Here is a 25,955-nt window from a genome sequence, read left to right as displayed (position 1 = left end):
CGTCTCACATCCCGCCCAGGCAGATGTACTTGATCACCAGGTAATCCTCCATCCCGTACTTCGAGCCTTCGCGCCCCATTCCCGACTGCTTCACGCCGCCGAAGGGCGCGATCTCGTTCGAGATCAGGCCGGTGTTCACGCCCACCATGCCGGTCTCGATCTGCTCGGCCACGCGGAACACGCGCGCCACGTCGCGCGCATAGAAGTAGGACGCCAGTCCGTATTCGGAAGCGTTGGCCAGCGCGATCACTTCGTCTTCGGTCGTGAAGCGAAACAGCGGCGCCACCGGCCCGAAGGTCTCTTCGCCGGCGATGCGCATCTTGTCCGTCACCTCGCCCAGCACGGTGGGCTGGAAGAAGCTGTGCCCGAGTTGGTGGCGCTGGCCGCCCAACAGCAGCCTGGCGCCTTTCTCCAGCGCGTCGGCGATATGCTGCTCGACCTTGCGCACCGCCTTCTCTTCGATCAGCGGCCCCTGCGTCACGCCTTCGTCCAGTCCGTTGCCCACCTTGAGCTTCTGCACCGCCTGCGCGAACTTCTGCGCGAAGGCGTCGTAGACGCCGTCCTGCACGTAGATGCGGTTGGCGCACACGCAGGTCTGGCCGGTGTTGCGGTATTTCGAGGCGATCGCGCCCTCGACCGCGGCGTCGAGGTCGGCGTCGTCGAACACGATGAAGGAGGCATTGCCGCCCAGTTCGAGCGACAGTTTTTTGAGCGTCGGCGCGCATTGCTCCATCAGCAGGCGCCCGACCGGCGTCGAGCCGGTAAAACTGAGCTTGCGCACGATCGGGTTGGCGCACAGTTCGCCGCCGATGGCTTTCGAGTCGCCGGTCACCACCGAGAACACGCCCTTGGGCACGCCGGCGCGTTCCCCCAGTGCGGCCAGCGCCAGCGCCGAGAACGGCGTCAGTTCGGCGGGCTTGAGCACGATCGGGCAGCCGGCGGCCAGGGCCGGCGCCACCTTGCGGGCGATCATCGCGGCCGGGAAGTTCCAGGGCGTGATGGCGGCGCAGACGCCGATCGGCTCCCTGGTCACGAGCAGGCGCAGGCTGCGCGAAGGCGGCTCCAGGGTGTCGCCGGCGATGCGCTTGGCCTCTTCGCCGAACCACTCGAAGAACGAGGCGGCGTAGCCGATTTCGCCTTTCGATTCGGCCAGGGGCTTGCCCTGCTCGAGCGTCATCAGGCGCGCCAGGTCGTCGGCATTTTCCAGCATCAGTTCGTACCAGCGGCGCAGGATGGCGGCGCGCTCCTTGGCGGTCTTGCGGCGCCATGCCGGCCAGGCGGCGTTGGCCGCTTCGATCGCGCGCCGCGTTTCCGCCGCACCCATGTGGGGCACGCTGCCCAGGCGTTCGCCGGTGGCCGGGTTGGCGACCTCGATGCCGGTGCCATCGATGGCGTCGCACCATTCGCCGCCCACATAGGCTTGCTGGCGCAGCAGGGAAGGGTCGTTCAGGTTCGGCATGGAAGTCCTCCGTACGGGCTGTGAAGCGGTCCTTCATGCTAGACCTTTTTGCACCGCGTCGTCGCCCGCGCCGAATGTGGCCAATGGTCACGAAACCATTCTCTTGAGAAATAAAATTTCATGGGAAGGGGTATTTTGAAATCTTCTTTCATGCCTGACGCCGCCTTACCGTGTTGGCATGCTTCTCCAGTTACCGTTAAGCTTTTGCTATGGGACCCCGTCCTTTGGCAGATCAGCAGCAGGGAGCATGCTCCCGCCACGCCACTTTGATCTGGCGCAGTTGATCTACATCATTAGCCACTCGCGCCCGGACCAGAATCTCCGTATCATGGTTTCGTGCGCTTCACGACAAGGTAGAGACCATGCGCCCCATCGTCATCGTCCCCGCATGCACGCGTGATTTCGGCGAACACCCTTATCACGCTGCCCAGCACAAGTACGTCGACGCCGTCGTCCTCGGCGCCGATTGCGCTCCCATGATCCTGCCCTCGCTCGGCGTCTCGCTCGACCTGGAAACCATGCTGGACCTGTGCGACGGCATCATGCTGACCGGCTCGGCCTCGAACGTGCACCCCAGCTATTATTCCGAGGAAGTGCTCGACCCCTCGCTGCCGCAAGACCCGGCGCGCGACCAGACCACGCTGCCCCTGATCCGCGAAGCGGTCAAGCGCGGCATCCCGATCATCGCCATCTGCCGCGGCTTCCAGGAAATGAACGTGGCCCTCGGCGGCAGCCTGCACCAGGCGGTGCAGAGCGTGGCCGGCAAGTTCGACCACCGCGAGAATCCCGAGCTCGGCATGGACGAGCAGTATGGCGACGCCCACAACGTCACGCTCACGCCCGGCGGCTGCCTCGAGCGCATGCTGGGGCAGTCCGAGATCCCGGTGAACTCGCTGCACGGCCAGGGCGTCAACGAACTCGCGCCCGGCCTCAGCGTCGAAGCAGTAGCGGAGGACGGCCTGGTCGAAGCCTTCTCGGTCTCCACCGCGCCCGGTTTCACGCTGGCGGTGCAATGGCACCCCGAATGGCGCATCCAGCACAACCCGTACTCGATGAAGATGTTCGGCGCCTTCGGCCAGGCCTGCCGCGAATACCAGGCGCACAAGCAGGCGCAAAAACAGGCCCAGCTGCAGGCCCGGTTACGGAGCAGTGCATGAGCGCGTTCGCCCCCGAGACAGCCTTCTACTGGGTGGCCAGCGCCGTCCCATAGCTTCCCTGCCCGATGTGGTCCCGCGCACCCGGCCGCGGCCGCGGTCGCACCGTAACGACACAGACAACGAGCAGACAGTGAGGCAATCATGGCAATCCGCGACAATTTTTCTTACACCGACATGGAGGAGTGGCTCAACGCCAAACGGGTCACCGAAATCGAATGCCTGGTCCCCGACCTGACCGGCGTCGCCCGTGGAAAGATCCTCCCCCGCGTCAAGTTCACCGAAGACCGCGGCATGCGCATCCCCGAAGTGGTGCTGGGCATGACCGTCACCGGCAACACCCCCGAGCGCGACGAATCCTATAACCGCGCCATCTCGGCCACCGACCGCGACATGATCCTGAAGGCCGACCCGACCACCATCACCATGGTGCCCTGGGCGGTCGACCCGACGGCCCAGGTGATCCACGACTGCTACCTCTCCGACGGCAGCCTGGTCGACTATGCGCCGCGCAGCGTGCTGCGCCGCGTGCTGCGGCTGTACGCGGAGCGCGGCTGGAAGCCGGTGGTGGCGCCGGAACTCGAGTTCTACCTCACCGCCAAGAACATCGATCCGAACCTGCCGCTGTCTTCGCCGGTCGGCCGCAGCGGCCGCGCCGAGACCAGCCGCCAGGTCTACAGCATCGACGCCGTCAACGAATTCGATCCGCTGTTCGAGGACATCTACGACTACTGCGAGATGATGAACCTCGACGTCGACACCCTCATCCACGAGATCGGCGCCGGGCAAATGGAGATCAACTTCCTGCACGGCGACCCGCTCGGCCTGGCCGACAAGGTGTTCTACTTCAAGCGCACCCTGCGCGAGGCCGCGCTCAAGCACGAGATGTACGCCACCTTCATGGCCAAGCCGATGGCCGACGAACCCGGCTCGGCGATGCACGTGCACCAGAGCGTGGTGGACGCCAAGAGCGGCCGCAACATCTTCAGCAATCCCGACGGCACGGCGGCGCCGGCCTTCCGCCACTACATCGGCGGCCTGCAGCGCTACATGCCCTCGGCGATGGCGATCATCGCGCCGTATGTCAATTCCTACCGCCGCATCGTGCGCCACTCGGCCGCGCCGATCAACCTGCAGTGGGGCATGGACAACCGCACCGTGGGCTTCCGCGTGCCGGTATCCGGCGCGCAGGACCGGCGCGTCGAGAACCGCGTGATCGGCGCCGACGCCAATCCCTACCTGGCGCTGGCCGTCACGCTGGCCTGCGGCTACCTGGGCATGCTCGATGCGGTCGAACCGAGCGCCATGGTCGAAGACAGCGCCTACGACATGCCGGTCGAGCTGCCGCAGGGCCTGTCCGAGGCCATCACCCTGCTGCGCCGCGAAGAGCGCTTGCGCGACGTCCTGGGCGGACGCTTCATCGACGTGTACTCTGCGGTGAAGGACCTCGAGCACCAGGAATTCATGCGCGTCATCAGTCCGTGGGAGCGGGAACACCTTCTGCTGCACGTCTGATCGGCCGCAGGCCGGGTCCACACCCCACGGGAGCCGATCATGACCACCAATACCCCGATAGCCTCGCTGCGCATCGCCACGCCCGAGACCTACGACACGGAAGCCCTGCAGCGCCTCGACAGCGCGCACTACCTGCATCCGTTCACCGACCACGCCGCGCTGAGGGAGCGCGGCGCGCGCGTGATCGTGCGCGGCGAGGGCGTCTACCTGTGGGATTCCGAGGGCAACAAGATCATCGACGGCATGGCCGGCCTGTGGTGCGTGAACGCGGGCTACGGCCGCGCCAGCATCGCCGACGCGGTGCATGCCCAGCTGCTGCAGCTGCCCTTCTATAACAGCTTCTTCAACACCACCAACGTGCCCGCGGTGACGCTGGCGGCGCTGCTGGCCCGGCTCGCGCCCTCCCAGTTCCAGCACGTGTTCTTCACCAGCAGCGGCTCCGAAGCGAACGACACCATCGTGCGCATGGTGCGGCGCTACTGGCAGCTGGCCGGCAAGCCGGAGCGCGAGCTCATCATCAGCCGCCGCAATGCCTACCACGGCAGCACGATGGCCGGGGCCTCGCTGGGCGGCATGGCCGGCATGCACGCGCAGGGCGGGCTGCCGATCCCCGGCATCGTCCACATCGGCCAGCCCAACTACGCCGAAGGCGGACGCGGCATGAGCGAGGCCGAGTTCGGGCTGCTTGCCGCCGGCTGGCTGGAAGAAAAAATCCTGGAAGCCGGCCCGGACAAGGTGGCGGCCTTCATCGGCGAGCCGGTGCAGGGCGCGGGCGGCGTGGTCATTCCGCCCGCAACCTACTGGCCCGAGATCCAGCGCATCTGCGACAAGTACGACATCCTGCTGGTCTCGGACGAAGTGATCTGCGGCTTCGGGCGCCTGGGCACCTGGTTCGGCTGCGAGCTGATGGGCTTCCAGCCCGACCTGATCGCCTTTGCCAAGGGCGTCACCTCCGGCTACGTGCCGCTCGGCGGCGTGCTGGTGGGCGGGCGCGTGGCGCACACCCTCATCGAGCAGGGCGGCGACTTCAACCACGGTTTCACGTATTCCGGCCACCCGGCCGCCTGCGCGGCGGCGCTCGAGAACCTGCGCATCATCGACACCGAGCGCCTGGTCGAGCGCGTGGCGCTGGAGACCGGTCCGCACCTGAAGGCCTGCTTCGCCGCGCTGGTGTCGCACCCGCTGGTGGGACATGCCGAGACCTGCGGCCTGACGGCGGGGTTGAACCTGGTGCGGCGCAAGGGCGCGTCGGCGCACGACTGCGAAGCCTTCCCGGCCACGCACGCGGTGGGCATGCTCTGCCGCAAGCACATGTTCGACAACGGCGTCATCATGCGCGCGGTCGGCGACCGCATGATCGTGGCCCCGCCGCTGTCGATCACCAAGGTGGAGATCGACGAGATGGTGGAGCGGATCGGCTACTGCCTGGATCTGACGCTGGAGGAGGTGGTGCGGCGGGGCTGGATGGACTGAGCGCACATGCTGCGCCTGGTGGATCGGGTTCCCGCGAAGGCAGGAACCCGTTCTTGCATGAGCAGCGCCAGCTCAGGCACGCGCCCCGGCAATATGCTTGGTCGGCTCCCCGCCATTGCGGAAGAACTGCGGCGCCAGCGAGCCCGCGAACATGCCCACGAAAGCGGCCAGCAGCCCGGCCAGCTGGCCCGGGAAGTGCTCGCCCCAGGTGGTCACGCCTTCGAAGAACAGCAGCCACACCACGATGCCCGCGCCGATCGACACGATCGCGCCCTGGGTGGTGGCGCGCCTCCAGTACAGGCCCATCACCAGCGGCACGAAGGCGCCGACCAGGGTTACCTGGTAGGCGCTCGACACCAGTTCGTAGATCGAGGTGCCTTCCATCGCGATCGCATAGGTCAGCACCATGGCCGCGAAGATCACGATGGTCAGGCGCATGGCGAACAGCTTCTGCTTGTCGCTCATGCCCGGACGCAGGTTCTGCAGGATGTTCTCCACAAAACTGGTCGACGGCGCCAGCAGGGTGGCCGAGGAGGTGCTCTTGATCGCCGACAGCAGGGCGCCGAAGAACAGGATCTGCATCACCAGGGGCATCCTGGTCATGATGAAGGTCGGCAGCAGGCGCTGGTAGTCGTTCTTGGCGATGTCCATCGCCGAGTCGCCCATCACCACCACGGCCGCGGCCACGATGAACATCGGGACGAAGGCGAACAGGATGTAGCTGGCGCCGCCGATCACGGCGCCGGTGCGCGCGGTCGGCGCATCCTTGGCCGACATCACGCGCTGGAACACGTCCTGCTGTGGAATCGAGCCGAACATCATGGTGATGGCCGCGCCGATGAAGAACATGATGTCGGTGAAGCTCGGCTCCGGCCACACCCGCCACAGGTCGGCCTGGGTGGCCATCGCCAGCACCTTGTCCGAACCGCCGGCCAGGTCGGCCGCGAAGAAAGCGATGACGGCCAGGCCGATCACCAGCACGATCATCTGGATGAAGTCGGTGATCGCCACGGCCAGGAAGCCACCCACCACCACGTAGATCAGCACCGCCAGGGTGCCGATCACCATGCCGGTGGCCGGCGCCATCGCGCCGCCGGTCAGCACCGTGAACACCAGGCCCAGCGCGGTGATCTGCGCCGCCACCCAGCCCAGGTAGCTGAGGATGATCGCCACCGAGCAGAAGATCTCGATGCCCTTGCCGTAGCGCTGGCGATAGTAATCGCCGATGGTCAGCAGGTTGAGTTTATACAGCTTGGAAGCGAAGAACAGGCCGACCAGGATCAGGCACATGCCGGCGCCGAACGGATCTTCGATGATGGCGTTCAGGCCGCCCTGCACGAACTTGGCGGGCACGCCCATCACGGTCTCGGCGCCGAACCAGGTGGCGAACGTGGTCGTGATCACCATGATCAGGGGCAGGCTGCGGCCGGCCACGGCGAAGTCGGCGGTATTCTTGATCCGCGTACCCGCCCACATCCCGAGCCCCAGCGTGCCGAGCAGGTAAAGCGCGACGAAAACGATCAAAGTGGTGTTCATGCGAGTGGAAGCTCCGGCAGGAGAAGATTGTTGGGCGGAAAATCCGCGATTATAAATGCAGAATCTGGCGCTTGGATCAAGTTTGCTAGTATTTGGAATCAAGTGTTGCTCAACAGGGAGGGAAACTGACATGTCGACCACATCCTGGCACGAACGGGCCGCGCATCTGGCTTGCGACGGCCGCGCTTTCATCGACGGACTCCGCGTCGACGCCCGCTCCGGCGCGCGTTTCGACTGCTTGTCTCCGGTCGACGGCCGCAAGCTGGCCGAGGTCGCGCGCTGCGCTGCGCTCGACGCCGACGCCGCCGTGCGCAGCGCCCGCGCCGCCTTCGACGACCGCCGCTGGGCCGGCATGGCGCCCGCCGCGCGCAAGCGGGTACTGATCCGCTTCGCCGACCTGATGCTGGCGCAGCGCGACGAGCTGGCCTTGCTGGAAACCCTCGACATGGGCAAGCCGATCCGCTACAGCCTGAGCGTGGACGTGCAGCTGGCCCAGAACTGCATCCGCTGGTACGGCGAGGCGATCGACAAGCTCTACGACCAGGTGGCGCCCACCGGCGACGACAGCCTGGCCCTGGTCACGCGCGAACCGGTCGGCGTGGTGGCCGCCATCATTCCCTGGAACTACCCGATGCTGATGGCGGCCTGGAAGATCGGTCCGGCCCTCGCCGCCGGCAACAGCCTGATCCTCAAGCCCTCCGAGAAAGCGCCGCTCAGCTCCCTGCGCCTGGCCGAGCTGGCGCTGGAGGCGGGCGTGCCGCCCGGCGTGTTCAACGTCCTGCCCGGCTATGGCAACGAAGTAGGCAGCGCGCTCGGCCTGCACATGGACGTCGATTGCATCGCCTTCACCGGCTCGACCCGCACCGGCAAGCAGATCGTGCAAATGGCCGGGCAGTCGAACCTGAAGCGCGCCTGGACGGAACTGGGCGGCAAGTCGGCCAACATCGTGTGCGCCGATTGCCCCGACCTGGACGCCGCGGTGGAAAGCGCGATCGGTTCCATCTACTTCAACCAGGGCGAGAGCTGCAACGCGCCTTCGCGCCTGTTCGTCGAGGCATCGATCAAGGATGCCTTCCTGGAAAAGGCGCTGGCGCTGCTGCCGCGCCATGCGCCGGGCGACCCGCTGGAAGAAGCAACGGTCATGGGCGCGATCGTCGACCCGATCCAGATGAAGACGGTGCTCGGCTACATCGAAGACGGCAAGCGCGAGGGCGCGCAGCTGCGCGCGGGCGGCGGTGCGGCCCGGCAGGACAGCGGCGGCCTGTACATCGAGCCGACCCTGTTCGACGGCGTCGAGCCCGGCATGCGCATCGCGCGCGAAGAAATCTTCGGGCCGGTGCTGTCGGTGCTGTCGTTCACCGACCTGGATGAGGCAGTACGCCAGGCCAACGCCACGCCCTACGGCCTGGCGGCGGCCGTGTGGACCGCCGACATGGGCAAGGCGATCCGCACGGCACGCGCCCTGCGCGCCGGCACGGTGCACGTCAACCAGTACGACAACGACGACATCACGGTGCCCTTCGGCGGTTATAAACAGTCGGGCAACGGACGCGACAAGTCGTTGCATGCCTTCGACAAGTACACGGAGCTGAAGACGACCTGGATCCAGGTCGGATAAATTTCCTTATGAAAACAATAAATTCCTGCTGAGTCTGTTTTCGTTCACACAATTGAAGAGTTGTTTGCTTGAGTATAAGTTTTCGAAATACACTGCATTGGCACACATACATATGTGCCAAAAAATTCCAGTCCCAAAGCAGCGGGCACATGACAAGCAGTCAAACGGAGAACACGCAATGGCAAACAAGCACACTCGCGCATCGAAGCCACTCAGTATCTGCCTGACCGCCCTGGTCGCCGCCGGTGTCTTCGGCAGCGCCCAGGCCGCGCCGCCCGAGACCACCCGCGTCATCGTGGCATTCAAGCCGGGATCGGCGGCCAGCATCAAGTCCGCCGTCAGCGCCGCCAAGGGCGCCGTGAAGCATGAGATCTTCGGCATGAACGCCATGGCCGTCGAGGTCCCGGCGGTCGCGCTGAAAGGCCTGGAGAACAACCCGAACGTCGAATACATCGAAGAGGATGCGGTCCGCCGGCCCTTCGCCCTGAGCACCCCGTCGACCGGCACCCCGTACGCGAGCGGCCAGCAGGTCCCCTACGGGATCAAGCTGGTGCAGGCCGACCAGTTGCCGGACACGGTCGCCGCCAACCGCAAGGTCTGCATCATCGACTCGGGCTACGACCGCAGCCACGAAGACTTGTCGAGCAATCCGGTCAGCGGCGACAACGACGCGGGCACCGGCAACTGGTACACCGACGAAAACCACCACGGCACCCACGTGGCCGGCACCATCGCCGCCATCAACAACAGCGGTGTCGGGGTGGTCGGCGTGGCGTCCAACAAGCAGCTCAAGCTGCACATCGTGAAGGTGTTCGGCAAGGACGGCTGGGCCTACTCGTCGACCCTGGCCTCGGCCGCCAACAAGTGCGGCGCGGCAGGCGCCAACGTGATCAGCATGTCGCTGGGCGGCGGCCGCAAGACCACCACCGAGCAGAAAGCCTTCGACACCCTGTTGTCCAAGGGCGTGCTGAGCTTCGCCGCCGCCGGCAACGACGGCAACCGGGTCGTGTCCTATCCGGCCGGCTACGCCAGCGTCGTGATGGTCGGCGCCGTGGACGAGAACAAGCAGTGGGCCAGCTTCTCGCAATACAACAGCTCGGTCGAGCTGGCAGGTCCGGGCGTCAGCGTGCTGTCCACCGTGCCGATGGGCGCGGGCATCGAGGGCGCGCTGACGGTGGGCGGCGTGGCCTATGCCGCCGGCGCCATGGAAGGCTCGCCGGTGAAGAGCGCCAGCGCGCCGCTGTACAACTTCGGCCTTGGCGACAAGACCGACAGCGGCGCGGCGGGCAAGGTCTGCCTGATCCAGCGCGGCAGCGTCGACTTCGCGGTCAAGGTCTCGAACTGCCAGTCCAGCGGCGGCGTGGGCGCCGTGGTGTACAACAACGTGGCGGGCGCCTTCGGCGGCACGCTGGGCACCACCGTGACCGGCATCCCGTCCGTCACCGCCACCGACACCGACGGCGCGGCAATGCTCAAGCAGCTGGGCCAGAGCGCCACCGTGGCGGTGAAGACCACCAACTACGCCTACTACGACGGCACCTCGATGGCGACCCCGCACGTGTCGGCCGTGGCGGCCCTGGTGTGGAGCTACTTCCCGACCTGTACCGCGGCGCAGATGCGCACCTCGCTGAACAACAGCGCGCTGGACCTAGGCAGCGCGGGCCGCGATACCAAGTACGGTTACGGCCTGGTGCAGGCCAAGGCCGCCCATGACCGCATCGCTTCGCTGGGCTGCGGCAAGTAAGTTTTCATTACTGCACACCAAAGGGCGCTGCGGCGCCCTTTTTTGCACCCCGCGTTCCCTTGCGCCATGCCGACTTCAGCCAGAGCAGGACCAGGGCCACGATGACGAAGCGGAAGGCGATCCCGACCAGGCCGGCCTCGGGCCCGTAGGCGCCGCCGCTGAGCCAGGCCGGACCGAGATCCTGCACTTGCTGCACACCGCCCGCGGCCATGCCGCTCACCGGCAAGCCCAGCAGCGGGCCCTGGACGAAGTTCCAGGTGAAGTGCAGGCCGATCGCCAGCCACAGGCTGCCGCCGCACAGGAAAGCGACGCCGTACATCACGCCGCCCAGCGAATTGCCGAGCACCGACAGCAGGCTGGCGCCCGGATTGCTCAGGTGGATGCAGCCGAAGGCGAGGGCCGACAGCAGGATCGCCAGCGCACGGCGCCCGCGCAGCGCCAGCACCAGGCCGGACAGCAGCAGGCCGCGCATCAGCACTTCTTCCTTCACGCTGGCGGCCGCCTTGCCGAGCACCCAGCCGCCGAGTTCTCCCATGGATTGCGCCCGCGCCCCCGCCACCGTGATCGCCCCCACGGCGATCTCGGTCGCAAAGATGCCCAGCATGGCCAGGCCGGCGATCGCGATGCCCGCCGCCAGGTCGCGTCCCGCGCGCCGATCCCAGGCCAGGCCGAGTCCGCGCAATACCGGCCTTCCCTGTGCACGCCAATGGCGTATCGCCAGCGCGCCGAAGCCGAGTGCGGCCACCAGCATTCCCACTTCCACCACCATTCGCAGCATCGTTCGTCCTTCCCCGTTCAAATCGCCATGTCGCGCAGGACTTTCGACGCATCCCGGTTGGCGCCCAGCACCGTGCCGTCGCGCATGTGGATCTGCAGCTGCGACTGTTCGTCCGCGCGCATCGACTCGACGAAGTCGAGGTTGACCAGGGCCGAGCGGTGGATGCGCACGAAGCGCGCCGGATCGAGCTGGGCCTCGAGTTCGGAGATGCCGATGCGCACCAGGAAAGTCTGGCCGCGCGCCACGATCACCGTGTACTTGGAATCGGCCTTCATGTATTCGATCTCGGCGGCGGCAAGCGGGAAGATGCGGCCGCGGTCGCGCACCAGGATGCGTTCCAGCCGGGCCGGCGCCGCGCCGCCCGCCGCCCGCGTCAGGGCGCTGTCGAGCGTGTCGCGCGCCTGGGCCGCGCCGTCGAGCAGGCGCGCCACCGCCGCCGCGAAGCGCGCCTGGGTGAAGGGCTTGAGCAGGTAGTCGACCGCGTGCAGCTCGAAGGCGGTCACGGCGTACTGGTCGTAGGCGGTGGTGAACACGATCTGCGGCAGGTAGTCGAGCCGGCGCAGCACCTCCAGGCCGGTCATCTCGGGCATCTGGATGTCCATGAACACGACCTCGGGCCGCAGGCGCGTGATCCGCACCAGGGCTTCGGCGCCGTTGGCGGCCTCGCCCACCAGGCGCAGGCCGGGATGGGCGTAGATGGCGTCGCGCAGCAGGTCGCGCGCCAGCGGTTCGTCTTCGGCGAAGAAGGCGGTTTTGGTGCTCATGTTCATATCACGCGTAGCTTTCTTCAGGGGCTGCGGGAATCGTCACCGACACGCAGAAGCCTTCGCCCGGCGCGCTCTTGACGCGCAAGGCGGCGCGGCTGCCGTAATCGAGCTGCAGGCGGCGCTCGATGGTGCGCAGGCCGAGGCCGGTCGCGGCGGCGAGCGCCGCCGGATCGGCGCCGGGGCCGGTGTCGCGCACCGTCATGCTCAGGACGCCCGTGTCCGGATCGCGCCGGGTGCGGATCTGCAGGATGCCGGGCCGGCTGTGCGGGTTGAAGGCGTGCTTGATGCTGTTCTCGACCAGCGGCTGCAGCGACAGGGCCGGCAGCGCATGGTCGCCGGCGTCGTCGTCGAGGTCCCACTCGACGTGCAGGCGCTCGCCCAGGCGCAGCTGCTCCAGCTCGAGGTAGTCGCGCACGAAATCCAGTTCGGCGGCGAGGGTCACGCGGTCGCTGCCGCTGCGCTCGGTGTCGAGCACGTAGCGCAGCATGTCCGAGAACTGGAACAGCGCGGTCTCGGCGGCGGCCGGGTTGCGCTGGGTGAGCGCGATGATCGAGTGCAGGGTGTTGAACAGGAAGTGCGGGTTGAGCTTGTTGCGCAGGGCGCTCAGCTCCGAGGCGATCACCAGGTTCTGCGCCTCCTTCATCGCCAGCGCCTGGCGGTGCGCCGCTTCGGCGGCGCGGATCAGGTGGAAGATGCCGGCGCCGAGCAGGTAAGTCATCACGTGGTAGAGCAGCGGCCAGACGTACCAGCTGACCGGCCTGTTGGCGTGGAAGCTCATCCAGAAGGGCGTCTGCGACACCACCGAGAAGGTAAAGGCGGCCGCCACGTGGATGCCGATGACGGTGGGGAGGCGGTAGCCGCGGCGCCCGAGGAAGCCGGTCAGCGGCCAGGCCAGCGTCAGCAGGATGGCCGAGGGGAACAGGCTGGCGAAGGTCAGCAGCCAGCGGCCCGTGTCCAGGCGGCCGGCGGCGACCAGGTCGAGCTGGTCGGCGAAGGACAGGAAAAGCCCGTACACCACCCAGCTGGCAATGTAGATCCGCCACATCAGGGAAAGACGGGCCGGTTTGGAAGGCGAAGTAGTCATGCCGGGAGTATCGCGCCGGCGGGGATGCAGCGGGCCCGCCATGTCACGGATTGCAGGATTCGGGAACCCAAATGCGGAAACGCGGCGCCGGCCGTCTGCATCGGCGGCTCAGGGGCAGGGCAGGGTGATCGTCAGCCGGGTGCGGTCCTGGCCGGTCTCCATGCTCACGCTGCCGCCCTGCACCTCGGCCATCAGGCGGATCGAGTAGGTGCCCAGGCCGTTGCCGCCGATCTTGCTCGACGGTGCGTACTTCTCGAAGAAGCGTTCGCGCGCCGCCTGCGGCACCTCGCCGGCATTGTCGACCATGACGTGCAGGTTGCCATAGCCCGGCGCGATGTTCACGCTCACGCGGCCGCCCGGCGGCGAGGCCTCGATCGCGTTCTTCAGCACGTTGTTGAACAGCGAATAGCACAGCAGCGGCTCGCCCAGGCACAGTACGCCCTCGGGCTGGTCGAAGTCGACCGCGACCTCGTGGCTGTCGACGGCGAACGTGACCTGCCGGCAGACCCGCTGCAGCATCTCGCCCAGGTCGAAGGCCTGCAGCGCCGGCTGGTAGCTGCCTTGTTCCATCCGGTAGACGTCGAGGCTGCGGTTGATCATCTCGAGCGCATTCTCGGCCGCGGTCTCGATCATGTGGGCCTGCTCGCGCTGGCCCGGCGTGAGCGGACTGACCAGGAGCGCCTGGCTGCCGTGCAGGGCGACCACGATCGGGCTTTTCAGGTCGTGGCGCGTGATGCGCTCGACGTCCTCGCGCAGGCGGGCGTTCTCGATCAGCAGTTCGTTCTGGCGCTTGATGTCCTGCATGGCGGTGGCCAGCAGCAGGTGGGCCGACAGGCGCGCCTTGAGGATGGTCGGGTCGGCCGGCTTCGACACGTAGTCCACCGCGCCCAGGCGCAGGCCGGCCACCACGTCCTCGCTGCCGTCGCGCGCCGACAGGAAGATGATCGGGATGTGCGCGGTCTTCGGGTTGGCCTTCAGCTGGCGGCAGGTCTCGAAGCCGTCCATGACCGGCATCATGATGTCGAGCAGGATCAGGTCGATGTGGAAGGCGTCCGCGATCTCGAGCGCCTTCCTGCCGCTGATCGCGACCTTGATCGCATACTCGTCCTTCAGCACGCCGGCCAGCACCTCGATGTTGGTCGGGATGTCGTCCACGATCAGCACCGTGGATTTCCTGACCCGCTCGCCGATCGGCGCGTCCAGGCCGATCACGTTCGATTCGGGCAGCAGGGCGGGCGCGGGCGGCGCCGGCGTCGGCGTCGGGGCCGGCGCGGGTGTTGCCGGTGCGGCCGCGGGTGTTGTCGAACCCGGACGCGCGAACGGGCCGGGCGCGCTCTCCAGTTGCACGCCCAGCATGCTCATGAACTTGCAGGCGAAGCTGTGCACCGTGAAGGGCTTGATCATGTACGCGCTCACGCCGGCCTGCAGCGCGGTGCGCACCGACTGCGGGTTGGCTTCCGCGGTCAGCATCATGAACGGTGTCTTCGCATAGCGATGGTCGCCGCGCATCCACTTGAGCAGGTCGATCCCGCTCATGATCGGCATGCCCCAGTCGCCCACCACGATGTCGATCTGCTGCTTGCGCATGAGATCCTGCGCGGTCTTGCCGTTATCGGCCTGGAACACGTTCAGGAAGCCGAGTTCCGCCAGCACCTGGCGCACATGGGTGCGGATCAGCAGGTAGTCGTCGACGATGAGAATGGCAGCGGACTTGTCCATGATGTTTCTCTCACTAAAGTAGATAAAGTTTAGCAACTTCTTGGCAAGCCGGATACGGCTGAGGAGGCAGTTTGTTGTATGCATGACAGCAATATCTTCCGCCGGGGGCGGCAGGTTTTGCCTGTGCCTGCGCGTTTATGCGAGCTCATGTAGAGTAATGCGGATTCATCGTCGCGCTCGAAGCCGCCCCCCTTCCGACACCATTGCCCGCCTGCGCCAGGCGCATCCCGGGCTCGACCTTCAACCGGCAACACAGACCCACGCATGACCCCGCATCCTTCTTCGTTCTCGGCCGCCCGCTGGTCGATCTCGACCGTTTTCCTGCTCAACGGCGCCGGCATCGGCCTGTGGGCCGCGCATGTGCCGGTGGTGCAGGCGCGCGCCGGCATCGACACGGCCACGCTGTCGATGGTCCTGCTCACCATCGCGGCCGGCGCGCTGGTGGCGATGCCCCTGATGGGCGGCCTCACCGCGCGCTGGGGCACACGCCGCATGACGCTGCTTTCCGGCTTCGCCTTTGCCGCGCTGCTGGCCGCGGTGATGGGCGTGAGCGACCTGCGCCTGCTGTTCCCGGCCGCGTTCGCGTTTGGGGTCAGCAACGGCGCGCTCGACGTGGCGATGAACGCCAACGCCAGCGAAGTCGAGACCGCGCGCGGCCGGCCCACGATGTCGTCCTTCCACGGCTTCTACAGCCTCGGCGGCCTGCTCGGCGCGGCGCTGGGCGGCGCGATCGTCGGCCAGGGCTGGGGCGACGGCCGCGGCGCCCTCGCCATGGGTATCGCCACCGCAGTCGCGCTGGCGCTGGCCGCGCCGCGCGTGATGGCCTTCACGCCGACCCATGAAGCGGGCAGCCACTTCCAGCTGCCGCGCGGCGCGGCGCTCAGCCTGGGCCTGCTGGCGCTGCTGTGCTTCGCGGTGGAAGGCGCGCTGGTGGACTGGAGCGCCCTCTTGATGCAGGAGCGCACCGGCGCCGCCCCGGCGCAGGCGGCGCTCGCCTATTCGGCCTTCTCGGTCGCGATGGCGGCCTGCCGCTTCGCGGGCGACCGCCTGATCCTGCGCGTCGGCGCGCTGCGCGTGATGGTGCTGGGCGGACTGGCCATGTTCGCGGGCCTGGCTACGGCAGTGCTGAGCACGCACTTCGCCTTGTCGGCGGCCGGCTTCGCCCTGATCGGCATCGGCGCGGCCAATGTGGTGCCGCTGCTGTTCGGCGCCGCCGCGCGCATCCCGGGCATGAGCGCGGGCGCCGGCGTGGCGGCGGTGGCGACGCTGGGCTACGGCGGCCTGCTGCTGGCGCCGCCGGTGCTGGGCTATATCGCTGCGCAGGCCAGCATCATGGTGGCGCTGGGGGTGTTGTCGCTGTCGGGGCTGGTGATCGCGATGAGCGCCGGCGTCATCAGGCGCCGGACCTAGAACGCAAACCGCCTGCTTTCGCAGGCGCCTGGTTCGCGGTGACGGGAGTCAGAAGATGAAGTCGCTCATCACCGGAATCGCCGTGTTGCCGTACATGGCAAACACCATGTCGGTGCCGCTGGTGTAGTTGCCGTCGCCGTCGACGTCCACCAGCATCCAGCCATCGTCCACGCCCCACATGGCGAAGGCGATCGAGCGGTTGGTGCCGTTATCGTTGAACACGCCGATGCCGTCCTTGAGCGTGGATTGCAGGATGTGGTCGGTGTTCGACGCCACGGCGAGCTTGGCGAAGCCTTCGCGGTTGGCGCCGGCCGCCAGGTGCAGGCCGGACAGGTCGATCTTGTCGACGCCGACCTGGAAGTCGTAGATCGTGTCGAAACCATTGACCTGCTTGCTGTTCTGGGTCGCCCAGATCAGCTGCGAATCGCTGGCCTTCGTGAACTTGATGACGTCCTTTGCCTGCTCGTAGCGGTACAGCAGCACCTCGTCCCTGCCGGCGTTGCCCTGGAAGACCACGCCGGTATCGGTGGCCTGGTACACGTCGATGCCCTGGCTGCCGATGTAGTTCAGCGGCGTCTTGGCGGCGCCGGCGCTGCGGGCCACGCCGTCGATGTACACGTTGCCGGTCGAGCCGGATGCGTCCAGGGTCGTCAGCGTGTCCGAGGTGATCCGGGTGATGTCCAGGCTCGCATTGCCCGTCACCAGGACCGTCTTGCTGCCCTCGGCGCGCAGGTAGGAGAAACCGTTCACGTAGTCGGCCGCCACGCGGGCTTCGTTGTTGGGCGTCGCCGGGTTGTCGGCCTCGACCTTGTTGACGGTCGAATGCAGGGTGATGGTCTCGATGCCGCTGGTTTCCATCGTGTTGGCCTGCACCTGGCCGGTGATCCTGCCTTCGGCGCCGGCGTCGTTCGCGGTCATGCTGATGGTCAGCCTGTCGTTGGCGCCGGAGGTATCCTTCATGGTGAACTTGATGTCGGCGCCGATCACCAGCTGGTCCGCCGGCTTGCCGGTGAGGTCGAGGTTGATATCCTGGCTGACCATCTCGATCACCGAGTCGGCCCTGCCATTGGTGAAGGTCACCGGGCCGGTCAGGCGCGCATGGGTGTGCAGGGTGGTGACGCTGCCGACGCGGTCGAGGTCATACGTGCCCTTGCCGCTCGAAAAGTCCAGGACCTCGAAGTTGCTGTAGACCGGCGCGCCGCTGCTGCCCAGCAGGGCGGCGTCCTTGATCACGATGGTATCGCGGCCCGCGCCGGCGTCGACCCTGGCGCCGCTCAGCGCGAGCTGGGCGAAGTCGTAGTGGTCGTCGCCGGCGCCGAGATCGACCACCGCGTTGTTGGCCAGCGCACCGAGCATGGTGAGCTTGTCGACCCCCGAGCCGCCCTTGAGCGACAGACCTGCCGCGCTGGCTACCACCAGCGTGTTGGCGCCGCTCGACTGCGCGGCGTCGATGCTGGTCAGGGAAGCGATGCCGGAGAGATCGGCGCTGAAGCTGCCGCCGCCTTTCAGGCTGATGCCGGCCAGCTTGTCGTCCGCAGCGAGGGCGGTCGTGGTCAGGCGCAGGGCGCTGGCGTTGTCGATGTTCAGGGTAGTCGCCTTGGCGATGGCCAGGTTGACGTTCGATCCGGCGCCGTCGTCGCCGTCGCCGACCTTCAGGTTCACGGTCCGGGCGTTGGCGTCCGCGATGGTCGCGCCCTGGCCGACGCCGTTCAGGTACAGGGCCAGGGTGTGGTCCACGGTGCTGTTGTTGATGGTGGCGGCCTGCGAGCTGTTGGCCAGGCCCACCGTGGCCAGCGCATTGCCGTTGAGCGTGGCCGCCGCCGTGTGGCCGCTCACATACACGGCGTGGCCGCCCTGGGTGGTGACGGCGCCGCTGCTGGTCCCGACGTGCAGTTCGACCGCATCGGTCACCTTCACGTTGACGGGCCCGGCGGCGGCAACGGCCACCTCGCGCAGGTCGGCAAATCCCGACAGGTCGTAGGCGCCGGCATTGCCGACACCACCCTCGGTGATGAGGACGAGCTCCTGGATATTGGTCAGGGCGACGCCGTTCGGTCCGCCGGTCGCCAGCGCACCGCCCTGGTCGGTCACGAACAGGCTGTTGTAGCCGCCGCCGCCGTGCAGGCTGTCGCCGGCCGAGAGGGTAGCGGCGGTCGCATGGAAGCTGTCGTCGCCGCCGCCGCCCTTGAAGGCCACGCCGGCATCGGCGCCGGCGCTCAGGGTGAAGACGATCGGCGCCTTGCTGGCCGCGACGAATTCCGCGGTCGCGCTAGTCAGTTTGGCCACGGCGTCGCCCAGCGAGGCGTCGGTGGTGACCGAGGAAACCAGCTGCTTGGCGAATGCCAGCGCGTCGGTGCCGTTGTAGGCGGCCTTCTCGGGATGCACGTCGAGCGCGCCGGTGAAGCTGGTCGCGTACTTGACCTTGTTCTGGAAGGCGACCAGGTCGGCGCCCTGTGCGCCGCCGGCGATGGCGGTCACCACGCCGTCGACGCTGATCTGGTGCTTGTCGAGCGCATTGGCCCAGTAATCCAGGCCCGCCGGTTCGCCGTCGCGGCCGAACAGGTTGCGGTAGACGGTATTGACCACGGTGCGGTTGTCCTTGCCGCCGTAGACCGAGACGTACTCGCTCGACGAGGCGAAGGCGGCGGAGACGGCGGAGGTGTCTCCGCCCTGGGCGTCGACCACGCCCTGCCAGAATGCCAGGCCGGCCGGGTCGGCGGGGCGGTTGTAGTAGGCGACGTACAGTTGTTGGATCGCGTTTTCGTAGTTGGCCATGCTGTGCTCCAGATCGTTCGGTTCGTCAGGGGCGACAGTCATTGCCTCGCCCGATGAGAAACATTCTGGCATGGGCTTTTCGCGATTACCGCCCCCAGCCGAGGGGGAAAGCAGGCAGGCCGTATTCGGGTATGCACCCCGTATGCATGCGCTGCGCCGCGGCGTCCGGCGCGCGAGCGGGCCGGTTATACTCGCGGCGGCATTGCGCCATTCGCGATCAACTTACAAGGAGGAGCACCGATGTTCAGTCATGTCATGGTAGGGTCGAACGATATCGAGCGGTCGAAGCGTTTCTACAACGCCGTACTGGGAACCCTCGGGGTCGGCGAACCCTTCGAGAACAAGGCGCCGACCGGCCATGCCCGGCTGTTCTACCGGCACGATGGCGGCAGCTTCTGCGTGTCGGAGCCGATCAACGGCGAACCGGCGAGCTTCGCCAACGGCGGCACGATCGGCTTCAAGTGCAGCTCGCCGGAACAGGTGCGGCAGTTCCACGACGTGGCGATTGCGCACGGCGGCAGCAGCTGCGAAAACCCGCCGGGCCTGCGCGAAGGGAGCCTGGGCACGATGTACCTGGCCTACGTGCGCGATCCGGACGGGAACAAGCTGTGCGCCCTGCACCGCCCGAAATGAGCCGGCCTGGCGCGCCGCGCTAGCCGTAGCTGCGCAGCACCGTGTAGACCCCGTTTTTCGATTCGACCAGGGCATAGCCGCGCACGTCCCACAGGACCGGCGCGCCGTCCTGCGGCACGGTGGCGCCGCCGGCGCGGCGCGCCATCGTCACGTGCGGACGGTAGCGGCGCGCTTCCGGCTGCAGGCCGAGCGCCAGCAGCGCATCCGACAGGCGCGCGTGCAGGGCCGCGAGGGCGGGCGGGGTGAGGTCCGGCTCGAGCACCGCGATTCCGTTATGCCATAGCGTGGCGTGGGTGAGGGCGAGCTGGAAGGGTTCGAAGGGGACCGCGACAGCTTCCAGCAGTTCCGGCAGGCGCTCGCTCGGCAGGCCGCCGAGGAAGTGCAGGGTGAGGTGCAGCTTGTCGGCATGGACGGGCGCGGCGCCCTTCGGCCAGCCCCAGGCGTCGCGCCACTGCAGCAGCTGGTGGCGCAGGGCGGGATCGGGCCACAGGGCCAGGAACAGGCGGGTGGTGGAGGGCTTCGCCTGCTCGTCCATGCCGCCCTCTTAGAAGCAGTGCTCCGGCGCCGGGAAGCTGCCGTCCTTGACCGCCGCCACGTAGCTGCCGACGGCGGCATCGATGCTGGTCTGGCCTTCCATGAAGTTGCGCACGAAGCGCGCCTTGCGGCCCGGGAAGACGCCCAGCAGGTCGTGCATCACCAGCACCTGGCCGGAGCAGTCCGGACCGGCGCCGATGCCGATGGTCGGAATCGACAGCAGCTCGGTGACCTCCTTGCCGAGTGCGGCCGGGATGGCTTCCAGCACCACCAGCGAGGCGCCGGCCGCCTGCAGCGCCAGGCCGTCGGCCTTGAGCTGCTCGGCCGCGGCGTCGGTCTTGCCCTGTACCTTGAAGCCGCCGAAGGCGTGCACGAACTGCGGGGTCAGGCCGATGTGGGCGCACACCGGGATGCCGCGCTCGACCAGGAAGCGCACGGTCTCGGCCAGCCAGGCGCCGCCCTCGATCTTGACCATCTGGGCGCCGGCGCGCATCAGCGTGACGGCGTTGTTGTAGGCCTCGACCGGGGTCGTGTAGCTGCCGAAGGGCATGTCGGCCAGCACCAGGGCCAGCTTGTTGCCGCGCGCGACAGAGGCCGTGTGGTAGGCCACGTCGGCCACCGTCACCGGCAGGGTCGAATCGTAGCCGGCGCAGACCATGCCGAGCGAATCGCCGATCAGCAGCACGTCCACGCCGCAGCGGTCCATCAACGAAGCGAAGCTGGCATCGTAGGCGGTCAGCATCGCGATCTTGTCGCCAGCCGCGCGCATGGCCAGCAGCGAGGGCGCGGTCACGGCCTTGCGCACCGGCTTGGGTGCATCGTTGGCGGCTGGGTCCTGGCCCTGCAGATAAGCGCTCATGGGTATCCTTTTAAGACGGTCGTACGGAAACGCGTAGTGTAATGCGCCGGCGGCAAACGTGCAGGTGCCGGTTCAGGAACGGAAGATGAAGTACACCGCACCCACCAGGCACAGCGCCGCCCAGACGTAATCGAGCTTGAACGGCTGGTCCATGTAGAACATGGCGAAGGGCACGAACACGCTGAGCGTGATCGCTTCCTGCATGATCTTCAGTTGGGCCAGGCTGAATTGCGTGTGGCCGATGCGGTTGGCCGGTACCTGCAGCAGGTATTCGAACAGGGCGATGCCCCAGCTGACCAGGGCCGCGACGTACCAGGCCCGGTTGTTGAGGTTCTTCAGGTGGCCGTACCAGGCGAAGGTCATGAAGATGTTCGACAGCACCAGCAGGCCGGCGGTCTGGAACCAGACGGGCAGCGCCATGTTCAGCCGATCTTCTCGACGGCCTGGCTGGCGACCAGCGGCAGGTAGTCGCGCACCGGGCCCACGCCGGGGATGACCAGATCGGGGTTGACTTCGGCCAGCGGCGCCAGCACGAAGCCGCGCTCGTGCATGCGCGGGTGCGGCACGGTGAGCGTGTCGGTGGCGATGATCTGGTCGCCGTACAGCAGCAGGTCGAGGTCGAGCGTGCGCGGGGCGTTGCGGTAGGGGCGCTCGCGGCCGTGCGCCTGTTCGATGTCCTGCAGCGCCTGCAACAGCGCGTGGGGGGCGAAGGCGGTGTCGATGCAGGCCACCGCGTTGATGTAGTCGGGACCGCTGGCGTCGACCGGCGCGGTGCGGTACAGGCCGGACGTTTCGATAGTCGTCGAACCGTCCAGCAGGGACAGGCGGCGCAACGCGTCCAGCACGTTGCCCCGGGCGTCGCCCAGGTTGGCGCCGATGCCGACGTAGGCGATCATTCCTCGCCGCCGCCCTGTGCCTGGGTTGCGGTGGCGCCTTCGCCACCGCCGCTATTGCCGCGGCGCGGGCCACGGCGCGGCGGGCGCTTGCGCTTCTGCCCTCCCTGGCCCGGTTCGCCGCGCTCGCGCTGGCTGGCGGCCGCCAGCAGGGCTTCGCGCTCGCCGCCTTCGGCCGCATAGAACGCGGTCCACCATTCGCCAACCTCGCCCGGCAGCTCGCCCGATTCGCAGCGCAGCAGCAGGAAGTCGTAGCCGGCGCGGAAGCGCGGGTGCTCGAGCAGCTTGAACGGCGCCTTGCCGGTGCGGCGCTCGAAGCGCGGCTGCATGGCCCAGATGTCGCGCATGTCGGTGGCGATGCGGCGCTGCAGGGCCAGGTTCTCGGTCTGGGTTTCCAGCACGTCGTCGGCCGCCAGGTGCAGGGCCGGAATCGGCGCTTCGCCGGCGGCGCGGTAGGCGTTCCACTTCTCCAGCACCTGGTGCCACAGCAGCGAAGCGAACAGGAAGCCGGGCGAGACGCCCTTGCCGGCCTTGACGCGGACGTCGGTCGACTCCAGCGCCAGGGTGACGAACTTCATGCCGATCGGCTGTTCCAGCACCACGTCCAGCAGCGGCAGCAGGCCGTGGTGCAGGCCGGCCGAACGCAGCTCCTTCAGGCAGGCCAGCGCGTGGCCCGACAGCAGGAGTTTCAGCATTTCGTCGAACACGCGCGCCGCCGGCACGTTGTCGATCAGCGGGGCCATCACGGGAATCGGCGCGCGCGTGGTCGGCTCGATGGTGAAGCCGAGCTTGGCGGCGAAGCGCACCACGCGCAGCATGCGCACCGGGTCTTCGCGGTAGCGCGCTTCCGGCACGCCGATGATGCGCAGCAGCTTGGCGCGGATGTCCTCGATGCCACCGTGGTAGTCGAGCACCGTCTGGGTCGCCGGGTCGTAGTACATCGCATTGATGGTGAAGTCGCGGCGCGCCGCGTCCTCGTGCTGCGGACCGAAGTTGTTGTCGCGCAGGACCCGGCCGTGTTCGTCCTTGGGCGCGTTGTCGCTGCCGTTGCCGCGGAAGGTGGTCACCTCCAGCAGGTCCTGGCCGAACATCACGTGCACGATCTGGAAGCGGCGCCCGATGATGAAGGCGCGCCGGAACAGGCGCTTGACCTGCTCGGGCGTGGCGTCGGTGGCGATGTCGAAGTCCTTGGGCTTCACGCCCAGCAGCAAGTCGCGCACGGCGCCGCCGACCACGAAGGCCTGGAAGCCGGCTTCCTGCAGGGTCTGGGTGACCGTGATCGCGTTGCGCGACACGTTGCGCGGGTCGATCTTGTGCTCTTCCGGACCGAGGATGACGGGCTGGGTCGGGTCGCGGCCGTCGTCTTTTACGCCGAGGATCTTGCGGATGAATTTCTTAATCATTGAACAGATGAATGGTTGGCCAACCCTGCGATTGCGCGTGGGCGGCGAGCTTGGCGCTCGGGTTGGTGGCGACCGGATGGCTGACGATCGAGAGCAGCGGCAGGTCGTTGTACGAGTCGCTGTAGAAGTGGCAGCGCTCGAACGCCTCGAAGGTATGGCCGAGGCGCGCCAGCCAGGCGTGCATGTGCGTGATCTTGCCCGGGCCCGAGGTCGGGGTGCCGGCCAGCTTGCCGGTCAGCTGGCCCGCGGCGTCGTATTCCGGCATCGCGCCGATGTGGTGCTCGACGCCGAAGCGCGCGGCGATCGGCGCGGTGATGTAGTGGTTGGTGGCGGTGATGATCGCCACCAGGTCGCCGGCGTCCTGGTGCTCGCGCACCAGCTTCAGGGCCTGGGGCTTGATCGCCGGCTCGATCACCTCGGCCATGTAGCGGGCGTGCAGGGCGTCCAGTTCGGCGCGCGGAAAGCGTGCCAGGGTGCCGAGGGCGAATTCCAGGTACTCGACCGGGTCGAGGACACCGGCCTGGTACTGGGCGAAGAATTCGTCGTTGCGGCGGCGGAAGGCGGTTTCGTCTACCGCGCCGATGCGGACCAGGAACTCGCCCCATTCGTAGTCCGAGTCGATCGGCAGCAGGGTGTGGTCGAGGTCAAACAGCGCAAGGTTTTTCATTCTTTCGGTTCCGACTGCTGGTTTTCTTGCAGCAACAAATCACGCAGCAGCGGCAGGGTGACGGGACGCTGGGTCTCGAGCGAATACTGGTCGAGGGCGTCCAGCATCGTCGCCAGCGACCGCATGTCGCGCTTGAAGTGAGACAACAAATAGGGTAACACGCTCGCGGACAGCGTCAAACCGCGCGCTTCGGCGGCCTGGGTGAGCGCGGCGATCTTTTCGTCGTCCGACAGGCCCTTGATCTGGTACACCAGGCCCCAGCCCATGCGCGTGCGCAGGTCTTCGCGCACCCCCAGCACGCCCGGCGGCACCGGGCCGGTGCTGACCATGTAGGCGCTGTGCTCGCGGATCTGGTTGAACAGGGCGAAGGCGTCGATCTGGCGCTGCGGCGAGAGGCGGTCGCAGTCGTCAAGCAGATACAGCGTCACGTCATCGGTGTGCACGAACTGCTCTGCCGGGGCGTCGAAGGGGATGTAGCGCGATGCCGGGCTGGCCGCCAGCGCCTGCAGCAGGTGGGTCTTGCCGGCGCCGGTGTCGCCCCACAGGTAGGCGAAATGCTCGCGCGAAGCACGCTGCGCGAACTGGTGCATCAGGTGCGCCAGTTCGGCATTCTCGCCCACCTGGAAGGTGTCGAGGCTGTGCGCCGGCTCGGCGCCTAAATCGAGCACCAGTTGTTTCATCGCGTCGGGCTCAGGAGAATTGGCATGCGTGTTCTTGTTATCTGGGCGTTCTTGCCAACAAAATGGGCAATCGAACAGGTGGCAACTGGGACAAACCGGCATAAACGGTTTGGACAAGGGCCGTTTTGCTAAAATAACGGATTGACCAAGGTTTGACGGTCTGCCGCCCCCTATTTTACCGCCTCCGCTGCCAAATACCATGAGCCAACCATCTAATGTTTCCCTCTCCTACCGCGACGCCGGTGTCGACATCGACGCAGGCGACGCCCTGGTCGAAGCGATCAAGCCGTTTGCCAAGCGCACCATGCGCGAAGGCGTACTCGGCGGCATCGGCGGCTTCGGCGGGCTGTTCGAGATCAGCAAGAAGTACAAGGAGCCGGTGCTGGTGTCGGGCACCGACGGCGTCGGCACCAAGCTCAAGCTCGCCTTCGAGCTGAACCGCCACGACACGGTCGGCATCGACCTGGTCGCCATGAGCGTCAACGACATCCTGGTGCAGGGCGCCGAGCCGCTGTTCTTCCTCGACTACTTTGCCTGCGGCAAGCTGGACGTGCCGACCGCCACCGCCGTGGTCAAGGGCATCGCCCAGGGCTGCGAACAGTCGGGCTGCGCCCTGCTGGGCGGCGAAACCGCCGAGATGCCGGGCATGTACCCGGACGGCGAATACGACCTGGCCGGCTTCGCCGTCGGCGCGGTGGAAAAATCGCAGCTGATCGACGGTTCCAGGATCACCCCGGGCGACGTGGTGCTGGGCCTGGCCTCGTCGGGCATCCACTCCAACGGCTACTCGCTGGTGCGCAAGATCATTCAAGTGGCCAAGCCCGACCTGGAAGCCGACTTCCACGGCCGCAAGCTGGCCGACGTGCTGATGGCGCCGACCCGCATCTACGTCAAGCCGCTGCTGGCCCTGATGCAGTCGATGGAAGTGAAGGGCATGGTGCACATCACCGGCGGTGGCCTGGTCGAGAACATCCCGCGCGTGCTGGCCGAGAACCTGACCGCGGTGCTGGACGCCAGGTCGTGGACCATGCCGCCGCTGTTCCAGTGGCTGCAGCAGCATGGCGGCGTGGCCGACGCCGAGATGCACCGCGTGTTCAACTGCGGCATCGGCATGACCGTGATCGTGTCCAAGGAAAACGCGGACGCCGCGATGGCCCAGCTGCAGGCGGCCGGCGAGACCGTGTACCGCATCGGCGAGATCCGCGCGCGCGAAGAAGGCCAGGCGCAGACGGTCGTGCAGTAAGCACCTCGTCG

At 67.3% G+C, this 25,955-nt stretch carries 22 protein-coding genes; 8 read left to right on the top strand and 14 right to left on the bottom strand.

Annotated elements, in window-relative coordinates; all coding sequences use genetic code 11:
* Positions 1-4 precede the first annotated feature (4 nt).
* Entirely contained in the window at positions 5-1,459 is a 1,455-nt protein-coding gene (gene gabD, locus AB3347_RS06250) for an NADP-dependent succinate-semialdehyde dehydrogenase (protein WP_369090916.1), read from the bottom strand.
* A gap of 362 nt (positions 1,460-1,821) precedes the next feature.
* Between gabD and AB3347_RS06245 the strand changes: the two genes are divergently transcribed.
* From AB3347_RS06245 to AB3347_RS06235, 3 genes are all read left to right on the top strand, one after another.
* A complete protein-coding gene (locus AB3347_RS06245; protein ID WP_369090915.1) occupies positions 1,822-2,616 on the top strand; it encodes a gamma-glutamyl-gamma-aminobutyrate hydrolase family protein in 795 nt (264 codons plus the stop codon).
* Between the two features lie 141 nt (positions 2,617-2,757).
* Positions 2,758-4,128: a glutamine synthetase family protein gene (locus tag AB3347_RS06240; protein ID WP_369090914.1), complete on the top strand. Its 1,371-nt coding sequence runs from the start codon at positions 2,758-2,760 to the stop codon at positions 4,126-4,128.
* 39 nt (positions 4,129-4,167) lie between these two features.
* On the top strand, positions 4,168-5,601 hold the full coding sequence (locus AB3347_RS06235; RefSeq protein WP_369090913.1) for an aspartate aminotransferase family protein: 1,434 nt from the start codon (positions 4,168-4,170) through the stop codon (positions 5,599-5,601).
* A gap of 72 nt (positions 5,602-5,673) precedes the next feature.
* Here the strand turns inward: AB3347_RS06235 and AB3347_RS06230 are convergent, their stop codons facing one another.
* Complete coding sequence (locus AB3347_RS06230) at positions 5,674-7,137, bottom strand: sodium:solute symporter family protein (protein ID WP_369090912.1); 1,464 nt, start codon at positions 7,135-7,137, stop codon at positions 5,674-5,676.
* Between the two features lie 130 nt (positions 7,138-7,267).
* Between AB3347_RS06230 and AB3347_RS06225 the strand changes: the two genes are divergently transcribed.
* Complete coding sequence (locus AB3347_RS06225; RefSeq protein WP_369090911.1) at positions 7,268-8,755, top strand: aldehyde dehydrogenase; 1,488 nt, start codon at positions 7,268-7,270, stop codon at positions 8,753-8,755.
* 178 nt (positions 8,756-8,933) lie between these two features.
* Complete coding sequence (locus tag AB3347_RS06220) at positions 8,934-10,499, top strand: S8 family serine peptidase (protein WP_369090910.1); 1,566 nt, start codon at positions 8,934-8,936, stop codon at positions 10,497-10,499.
* Positions 10,500-10,506: 7 nt separating this feature from the next.
* Here the strand turns inward: AB3347_RS06220 and AB3347_RS06215 are convergent, their stop codons facing one another.
* The 4 genes from AB3347_RS06215 to AB3347_RS06200 all read right to left on the bottom strand — a co-directional run bounded on the left by AB3347_RS06215 (position 10,507) and on the right by AB3347_RS06200 (position 14,847).
* Entirely contained in the window at positions 10,507-11,277 is a 771-nt protein-coding gene (locus AB3347_RS06215) for a CPBP family intramembrane glutamic endopeptidase (protein WP_369090909.1), read from the bottom strand.
* Between the two features lie 17 nt (positions 11,278-11,294).
* The gene (locus AB3347_RS06210) at positions 11,295-12,041 is read right to left on the bottom strand and encodes a LytR/AlgR family response regulator transcription factor (protein WP_369090908.1); all 747 of its coding nucleotides are present in this window, start codon (positions 12,039-12,041) and stop codon (positions 11,295-11,297) included.
* 7 nt (positions 12,042-12,048) lie between these two features.
* The gene (locus AB3347_RS06205) at positions 12,049-13,128 is read right to left on the bottom strand and encodes a sensor histidine kinase (protein WP_369090907.1); all 1,080 of its coding nucleotides are present in this window, start codon (positions 13,126-13,128) and stop codon (positions 12,049-12,051) included.
* Positions 13,129-13,236: 108 nt separating this feature from the next.
* Positions 13,237-14,847 carry a response regulator gene (locus AB3347_RS06200; protein ID WP_369090906.1) on the bottom strand — a complete coding sequence of 537 codons (1,611 nt, stop codon included), beginning with the start codon at positions 14,845-14,847 and terminating at the stop codon, positions 13,237-13,239.
* Between the two features lie 264 nt (positions 14,848-15,111).
* On the opposite strand from AB3347_RS06200, the gene AB3347_RS06195 reads away from it, so the two are divergent.
* Complete coding sequence (locus AB3347_RS06195) at positions 15,112-16,257, top strand: MFS transporter (RefSeq protein ID WP_369090905.1); 1,146 nt, start codon at positions 15,112-15,114, stop codon at positions 16,255-16,257.
* Between the two features lie 48 nt (positions 16,258-16,305).
* Here AB3347_RS06195 and AB3347_RS06190 read toward each other — a convergent pair whose 3' ends face one another.
* Positions 16,306-19,074: a DUF4214 domain-containing protein gene (locus AB3347_RS06190; RefSeq protein ID WP_369090904.1), complete on the bottom strand. Its 2,769-nt coding sequence runs from the start codon at positions 19,072-19,074 to the stop codon at positions 16,306-16,308.
* A gap of 198 nt (positions 19,075-19,272) precedes the next feature.
* On the opposite strand from AB3347_RS06190, the gene AB3347_RS06185 reads away from it, so the two are divergent.
* The gene (locus tag AB3347_RS06185) at positions 19,273-19,665 is read left to right on the top strand and encodes a VOC family protein (RefSeq protein WP_369090903.1); all 393 of its coding nucleotides are present in this window, start codon (positions 19,273-19,275) and stop codon (positions 19,663-19,665) included.
* A gap of 19 nt (positions 19,666-19,684) precedes the next feature.
* Here AB3347_RS06185 and thpR read toward each other — a convergent pair whose 3' ends face one another.
* The 7 genes from thpR to hda all read right to left on the bottom strand — a co-directional run bounded on the left by thpR (position 19,685) and on the right by hda (position 24,701).
* On the bottom strand, positions 19,685-20,200 hold the full coding sequence (thpR, locus tag AB3347_RS06180; RefSeq protein ID WP_369090902.1) for an RNA 2',3'-cyclic phosphodiesterase: 516 nt from the start codon (positions 20,198-20,200) through the stop codon (positions 19,685-19,687).
* A gap of 9 nt (positions 20,201-20,209) precedes the next feature.
* Positions 20,210-21,058 carry a 3-methyl-2-oxobutanoate hydroxymethyltransferase gene (gene panB, locus AB3347_RS06175; RefSeq protein WP_369090901.1) on the bottom strand — a complete coding sequence of 283 codons (849 nt, stop codon included), beginning with the start codon at positions 21,056-21,058 and terminating at the stop codon, positions 20,210-20,212.
* A gap of 72 nt (positions 21,059-21,130) precedes the next feature.
* On the bottom strand, positions 21,131-21,478 hold the full coding sequence (locus AB3347_RS06170) for a DMT family protein (protein ID WP_369090900.1): 348 nt from the start codon (positions 21,476-21,478) through the stop codon (positions 21,131-21,133).
* Between the two features lie 2 nt (positions 21,479-21,480).
* Positions 21,481-21,954, bottom strand: coding sequence for a 2-amino-4-hydroxy-6-hydroxymethyldihydropteridine diphosphokinase (gene folK / locus AB3347_RS06165; protein ID WP_369090899.1), 474 nt, complete (start codon positions 21,952-21,954; stop codon positions 21,481-21,483).
* A complete protein-coding gene (pcnB, locus tag AB3347_RS06160; RefSeq protein ID WP_369090898.1) occupies positions 21,951-23,354 on the bottom strand; it encodes a polynucleotide adenylyltransferase PcnB in 1,404 nt (467 codons plus the stop codon). The genes folK and pcnB overlap by 4 nt, the downstream gene beginning before the upstream one ends.
* Complete coding sequence (locus AB3347_RS06155; RefSeq protein WP_369090897.1) at positions 23,347-24,021, bottom strand: HAD family hydrolase; 675 nt, start codon at positions 24,019-24,021, stop codon at positions 23,347-23,349. The genes pcnB and AB3347_RS06155 overlap by 8 nt, the downstream gene beginning before the upstream one ends.
* Positions 24,018-24,701, bottom strand: coding sequence for a DnaA regulatory inactivator Hda (hda, locus tag AB3347_RS06150; protein ID WP_369090896.1), 684 nt, complete (start codon positions 24,699-24,701; stop codon positions 24,018-24,020). Before hda ends, AB3347_RS06155 begins: the two co-directional genes overlap by 4 nt.
* A gap of 199 nt (positions 24,702-24,900) precedes the next feature.
* On the opposite strand from hda, the gene purM reads away from it, so the two are divergent.
* Positions 24,901-25,944, top strand: a complete 1,044-nt coding sequence (gene purM, locus AB3347_RS06145; protein ID WP_369090895.1) for a phosphoribosylformylglycinamidine cyclo-ligase — start codon at positions 24,901-24,903, stop codon at positions 25,942-25,944.
* The last annotated feature ends 11 nt before the right edge of the window (positions 25,945-25,955 follow it).

Source organism: Massilia sp. X63, assembly GCF_041023745.1.
GTDB lineage: Bacteria > Pseudomonadota > Gammaproteobacteria > Burkholderiales > Burkholderiaceae_D > Telluria.
Note: the sequence above shows the minus strand (reverse complement) of the source record. Positions and strands in the feature narration are given on the sequence as shown.

Coding starts and splice junctions, on each gene's coding strand:
- AB3347_RS06210 (WP_369090908.1), bottom strand. CDS start 12,041: ATGAGCACCAAAACCGCCTTCTTCGCCGAAGACGAACCGCTGGCGCGC.
- AB3347_RS06240 (WP_369090914.1), top strand. CDS start 2,758: ATGGCAATCCGCGACAATTTTTCTTACACCGACATGGAGGAGTGGCTC.
- AB3347_RS06185 (WP_369090903.1), top strand. CDS start 19,273: ATGTTCAGTCATGTCATGGTAGGGTCGAACGATATCGAGCGGTCGAAG.
- AB3347_RS06170 (WP_369090900.1), bottom strand. CDS start 21,478: ATGGCGCTGCCCGTCTGGTTCCAGACCGCCGGCCTGCTGGTGCTGTCG.
- AB3347_RS06245 (WP_369090915.1), top strand. CDS start 1,822: ATGCGCCCCATCGTCATCGTCCCCGCATGCACGCGTGATTTCGGCGAA.
- AB3347_RS06190 (WP_369090904.1), bottom strand. CDS start 19,074: ATGACTGTCGCCCCTGACGAACCGAACGATCTGGAGCACAGCATGGCC.
- panB (WP_369090901.1), bottom strand. CDS start 21,058: ATGAGCGCTTATCTGCAGGGCCAGGACCCAGCCGCCAACGATGCACCC.
- hda (WP_369090896.1), bottom strand. CDS start 24,701: ATGAAACAACTGGTGCTCGATTTAGGCGCCGAGCCGGCGCACAGCCTC.
- purM (WP_369090895.1), top strand. CDS start 24,901: ATGAGCCAACCATCTAATGTTTCCCTCTCCTACCGCGACGCCGGTGTC.
- AB3347_RS06205 (WP_369090907.1), bottom strand. CDS start 13,128: ATGACTACTTCGCCTTCCAAACCGGCCCGTCTTTCCCTGATGTGGCGG.
- AB3347_RS06155 (WP_369090897.1), bottom strand. CDS start 24,021: ATGAAAAACCTTGCGCTGTTTGACCTCGACCACACCCTGCTGCCGATC.
- AB3347_RS06200 (WP_369090906.1), bottom strand. CDS start 14,847: ATGGACAAGTCCGCTGCCATTCTCATCGTCGACGACTACCTGCTGATC.
- AB3347_RS06230 (WP_369090912.1), bottom strand. CDS start 7,137: ATGAACACCACTTTGATCGTTTTCGTCGCGCTTTACCTGCTCGGCACG.
- AB3347_RS06220 (WP_369090910.1), top strand. CDS start 8,934: ATGGCAAACAAGCACACTCGCGCATCGAAGCCACTCAGTATCTGCCTG.
- AB3347_RS06225 (WP_369090911.1), top strand. CDS start 7,268: ATGTCGACCACATCCTGGCACGAACGGGCCGCGCATCTGGCTTGCGAC.
- AB3347_RS06195 (WP_369090905.1), top strand. CDS start 15,112: ATGACCCCGCATCCTTCTTCGTTCTCGGCCGCCCGCTGGTCGATCTCG.
- thpR (WP_369090902.1), bottom strand. CDS start 20,200: ATGGACGAGCAGGCGAAGCCCTCCACCACCCGCCTGTTCCTGGCCCTG.
- AB3347_RS06215 (WP_369090909.1), bottom strand. CDS start 11,277: ATGCTGCGAATGGTGGTGGAAGTGGGAATGCTGGTGGCCGCACTCGGC.
- folK (WP_369090899.1), bottom strand. CDS start 21,954: ATGATCGCCTACGTCGGCATCGGCGCCAACCTGGGCGACGCCCGGGGC.
- gabD (WP_369090916.1), bottom strand. CDS start 1,459: ATGCCGAACCTGAACGACCCTTCCCTGCTGCGCCAGCAAGCCTATGTG.
- pcnB (WP_369090898.1), bottom strand. CDS start 23,354: ATGATTAAGAAATTCATCCGCAAGATCCTCGGCGTAAAAGACGACGGC.
- AB3347_RS06235 (WP_369090913.1), top strand. CDS start 4,168: ATGACCACCAATACCCCGATAGCCTCGCTGCGCATCGCCACGCCCGAG.